The sequence below is a fragment of the Planococcus sp. CAU13 genome (assembly GCF_000775575.1).
Taxonomy (GTDB): domain Bacteria; phylum Bacillota; class Bacilli; order Bacillales_A; family Planococcaceae; genus Planococcus.
The window spans coordinates 1-2,667 of sequence record NZ_JRGN01000274.1; the positions used below are offsets into that span (position 1 = coordinate 1).

The window sequence follows — 2,667 nt, forward strand, 5'->3', positions numbered from 1 at the left end:
ATAAGTCAAACCAGCTGCGTGGCAGAGAACGCCACTTCGCTGGGTCGCCTTATGCCTTTCAGAGCTTAACGGGCGCTTTCGCTTTTCTATTTCACATTACCGTCTGGCTGTGGCGGTGATTGATGACGTTCTCGGGTGACTGCCGAATTTTCACCACATCGTTGATGATGAAACGGCTCTTTGGCATGGTCGGCATACGGTTCATATCGTATGTCAAATCCTGTTCCGGCACTTTATAGGTGATGTTCTCCGTCAAATATTTAAAGAATGCCTGCATCACCATCACCGTCATCCATTCGCCCGCGCAGCGATGGCCGGCATGGACATCGCCGCCGCCCTGCGGCACAAAGGCAAAGGGGCTGCCTTTCCAATTTTCAAAGCGCTCAGGGATGAATTCATCGGCGCGGTTCCAATGATCCGGATGACGGTTTGTACCGAAAAGATCGAGTACAACTAGCATGCCTTCCTTCACGTGATACCCATGCCACACGAAATCACGGTTTGCTTTTGCGGCCATTGCAGGAGCAAACGGATAATAACGGCGCACTTCCTGGGCGAACAGCTTGCTGAAATTATTCTCATCCGCCTGCAATTTTGGTTTCATTTCAGGGTATTCGTGAATGGCCAAAGCACCAAAAACAATCAGATAGGCTGCTGCAATTATCGGTCGGTAGGCATTATTCAAGTCGACGGCGGCCACATCGAGATCCAGCAGTTTCCCTTCCGGACTCTTTTGCATGGCGACAATATAGGCGGCAGTATGGGAAGGAGGCGAGTAAACCCGGTTCCGGATGTCCTTGATGATGCCTTTCAGCCACTCTTCGTGGCTCTTGCGCGCTTCAGCCCCTTCTTTGAACCTTGTGAGTGATCCTCCGAAAGAATCCACCATTGCCACAAGCTCCTGCGTGCGCTGCTTCACTTCGCTTTCTTTCAAAGGCAGCCCCGCCCAGTTCATAACGGAACGTGCCAACACTTCTTCAATTTCATCGAGCAACAGAACCTCATCCATGTTTTCCCACTGCGAAGCTTTCCGATCCAGCTCTTCAATGGCCAGCCGTTTCATATCCTCTAACCGCTCTGGCGTCATCATGGACAAAAACATGCGCTTCTGATGATGGTGGTCTTCACCGTCACGTCCGTGGATTCCGCCCTCACCCAATAAGGTCTTCTTTAAAGGTTTTGGAGCAGCCCCGGCCCGTCTGAAGTATTTATTGTCATAAAAAACTGCGGCCGCTTCTTCGCCGGCGATGCACAGGGATTTTCCTCCGAGTAATCGGGTTTCAAAAATGTCGGATTCGAGTTCCTTCCTTCGGCTCGGCAAAAAATTGAAGCCTTCATTGATCAAAGACAGGGTGCTGTCGAACTCTTTTGTTTTCGGAATCGGCTTTTTTACTCGCATTGATTTATTTCCTCCTTTAAATAATGTCGAGTGGCAGAAAGCAAATGTATATATTAAAACCCATACCCGTACAGGCTCCGTCTAAACGCGGGCGACTGCAGAGGGACGACCGGAAATGAAGTCGGCGCGGTAGTGATTTGACCGGTCCGACGATTGATTCGACAGGTTTGATTTCTACCATTTAGGAAATATAAAGTACAAGCAGTTTTTTAGGAGGAATCGGGATGACAGACCAACAGATGGAACAATTGAAGAAACAATTGACTGACCAATTAGAATCACTGGAAGACCGTGTCGAACATACGGAAGAGTTTGATACCACTGAGCTTTCGAATTACGATAATCACCCGGCGGATAATGCCACCGATCTTTTTGATCAGGAAAGAGGGATGGCGCTGACGCAATTCAAGGAAGAGGAAATAGCCGACATTAAAGCGGCTCTTGCGGCGATGGAAGAAGGAACGTACGGGAAATGTGTCGAATGCGGCAAAGAAATTCCTTATGAACGGATGGAGGCTCTTCCGACCGCTTTGACCTGCATTGATCATGCGAGCAACGATCTGGATCTTGAAAGCCGCCCTGTTGAAGAAGATGTTCTTCAAGGATCCACGGATCAGCCAGTGGAAAAAGAAGATGGCCGGCTTCGTGACTTTACAAACAGCTTTGAAGATGTTGAAGATTTCGGTTCTTCGGATGGCCCTCAGGATCAACCGGGGAATGATGAACAGATGGGAGATTTTTATGATGGTGAAGGAGAAGACGAAAAAGGCTAAAAGGAGGAAAAGACAATGGACCATGCAATAGTATTGTTTGATGGCGATTGTAATTTCTGTGATTCGAGTGTCCAATTTATCATCAATCATGATCCGGCCGGTTATTTCCATTTTGCTTCACTGCAAAGTGAAGTCGGTGAAAAACTGTCCCGGGAATACAATATTCCGGACGATGTGGACAGTCTGGTGCTGATACAGAACGGCGAAGCTTTCGTTAAATCGGAAGGGGCGCTGCGAATTTCACGCCACCTTACCGGCCTGTGGAAGCTGGCGTATCATCTGCGTCCGTTTCCGGCTGCAATCCGCGATGGCGCTTATGACGTCATCGCCAAAAACCGCTATAAAGTGTTCGGAAAGCTCAACAGCTGCGCACTGCCGCCGCCGCATATCCGCAAGCGATTTTTGGATAAATAAAAAACAGGAGCCCGCAACGGAAAACTTTCCGCTGCGGGCTTTTCTTTCTTCCTATTGTCCAGACTCCGGCGACCCAGCTCT

3 protein-coding genes are annotated in these 2,667 nt (G+C 49.0%); 2 read left to right on the forward strand and 1 reads right to left on the reverse strand.

Annotated elements, in window-relative coordinates; all coding sequences use genetic code 11:
* Nucleotides 1-91: 91 nt before the first annotated feature.
* Nucleotides 92-1,399, reverse strand: coding sequence for a cytochrome P450 (locus tag KW93_RS13020; RefSeq protein ID WP_033543466.1), 1,308 nt, complete (start codon nt 1,397-1,399; stop codon nt 92-94).
* Nucleotides 1,400-1,623: 224 nt separating this feature from the next.
* Here KW93_RS13020 and KW93_RS13025 point away from each other — a divergent pair, with 224 nt between their 5' ends.
* Nucleotides 1,624-2,172 carry a TraR/DksA C4-type zinc finger protein gene (locus KW93_RS13025; RefSeq protein WP_033543467.1) on the forward strand — a complete coding sequence of 183 codons (549 nt, stop codon included), beginning with the start codon at nt 1,624-1,626 and terminating at the stop codon, nt 2,170-2,172.
* A 15-nt stretch (nt 2,173-2,187) separates the two neighbouring features.
* Nucleotides 2,188-2,586: a thiol-disulfide oxidoreductase DCC family protein gene (locus tag KW93_RS13030; RefSeq protein ID WP_033543468.1), complete on the forward strand. Its 399-nt coding sequence runs from the start codon at nt 2,188-2,190 to the stop codon at nt 2,584-2,586.
* The last annotated feature ends 81 nt before the right edge of the window (nt 2,587-2,667 follow it).

Bases quoted from the DNA above. Each gene is read 5' to 3' on its own strand.
- KW93_RS13020 (WP_033543466.1), bottom strand. From the start codon at position 1,399: ATGCGAGTAAAAAAGCCGATTCCGAAAACAAAAGAGTTCGACAGCACC.
- KW93_RS13025 (WP_033543467.1), top strand. From the start codon at position 1,624: ATGACAGACCAACAGATGGAACAATTGAAGAAACAATTGACTGACCAA.
- KW93_RS13030 (WP_033543468.1), top strand. From the start codon at position 2,188: ATGGACCATGCAATAGTATTGTTTGATGGCGATTGTAATTTCTGTGAT.